The sequence below is a fragment of the Blastococcus sp. SYSU DS0510 genome, assembly GCF_054050835.1.
Genome location: NZ_JBJHAC010000052.1, coordinates 1 through 1,611, shown reverse-complemented (window position 1 = coordinate 1,611; position 1,611 = coordinate 1). Strand labels below are relative to the sequence as shown.

Below are 1,611 nucleotides of genomic sequence, written 5' to 3'. Positions count from 1 at the left end.
AGCCTGAATCCACCGATCTCGGGGCGGCAGCTCGAGCGGTGGTCTGTTGATCTTGATGTTGGTGGGTGGGCGTGCGGGGGCCGGGACTTGGGGTTCCGAGTCTCCGGTCGTGGGCGGTCAGGAGAACTGGGGTCAGCCCGCGGGGCCGGGGAGGGCGCGTAGCCGGGTGAGAGCGGCGGTCAGCTGGTCGGCCCAGGGCCAGTGCCGGGGCAGGCGCAGAACGAGGCGGCGGGCGTGGTGGACCAGCCGGGCGGGAACGCTCAGGTAGCGCCGGCGCAGCGTCTTGATCGTCTGCCGCGGGGTGGCCGCGAGGTTGCCGAGGCGGGCGGTCCACCGGCCGAGGTTGTGGGCGATGGTCTGCAGCACCAGCCAGGCGTGGTTGCCGGCGAAGCTCTTGGTCGGCAGGTGATTCAGCGCCAGGCCGTACTTCAGGTCCCGGATGGCCAACTCGACCTCGGCGTGCGCGCGGTGGAACCGGTCGAGCTCGACGGTGTCGCCGGGCTGGTCGGTGATGAACGGGTGGTACTCGAACGTCGGGAACAGCGCCTGCTGCGCCTCATCGCGCAGGCCCGGCGGCGTCGGGGTGCGGCGCACGATCAGCCGCACCCAGGTCCCGTTGCCCCGCCAGCCCTTGCCCTTGCGCTGCTGAGCATCGAAGGCCAGCCAGCCGATTTCGGCGACCGCGGCGCCGTCCTCGAAGTAGGGCACCGGCGTCCACGCCGACTCGTCCAGGGCGTCGATCAGCCCGCGCATCCGGCCGATCATCCGGGCGCCGATGGAGAATCCGACCCCGGTTCGGGTGCAAGCGGCCAGCACGTCGGAGAGGTAGAAGCCGCTGTCGGCGCGCAGCACCATCGACCCGGTGACTCCGGCGGCGCGGATGCGGCCGATCGTCTCGGTGACGAACGCCGGAGCGCCGGAGGCGTCGTTGGTGCGGCCCCGGCGCAGCCGGGCGTGCAGCACGTCCCCGGTGCCGGCGGCCACTGCAAGGATGGGGTGGTAGCCGCGTCGGCCGGTGCGCATCACCTCCGAGCCGCCACGCTTGGCCAGCCCATAGGTCTCCACCAGCGTCGCGTCGACATCGAGCACGAACGGGTCGGTCGGGCTGGTGTCGATCGCTCCGGCGTCGGCGGCCCGGGCGAGCAGTTCACGGCTGACCGCGTCGAGCTGGCGGGCGTGCCCCCACCGAAGCGAGCGCAGGAACGTGCCCACCGTCGACGGCGCGGCCACCCGGTGCCCGAGGACCGCCTGGGTGGCGCCGGCCCGTAGCGCGTCGACGTCGTCGATGCAGTCCCCGCCGGCCAGTGCCGAATGGATCACCGTCAGACACTTCTGGGCCGGGTGCGGCCCACCGGTCAGCCGCTGATCCAGCAGCTCGGCCAGCCCCAGCCGCCGCCCCAGCGTCGCCGGCAGCAACAACCCGGCGTCGGCGATCAGCGTGTCCTCATCGGCGGTGATGGCCAGCCGATCCAACCTCTGCGATGCTCGCACCAAGAGGGTGCTCCTGATTCCTGCGACGATCTTGGCCTGGTAACCGTGATCGTCCAGCTCAGAAGCACCCTCTTCCCGTTGCCACACCGATCACCGACTCAACGTCGGTGGATTCAGGCT

1 protein-coding gene is annotated in these 1,611 nt (G+C 71.5%); it reads right to left on the bottom strand.

Going from position 1 to position 1,611, the window contains the following annotated elements; all coding sequences use genetic code 11:
- Positions 1 to 132: 132 nt before the first annotated feature.
- The gene (locus ACI79P_RS21650; RefSeq protein WP_456583122.1) at positions 133 to 1,491 is read right to left on the bottom strand and encodes an IS1380 family transposase; all 1,359 of its coding nucleotides are present in this window, start codon (positions 1,489 to 1,491) and stop codon (positions 133 to 135) included.
- Between the last annotated feature and the right edge of the window lie 120 nt (positions 1,492 to 1,611).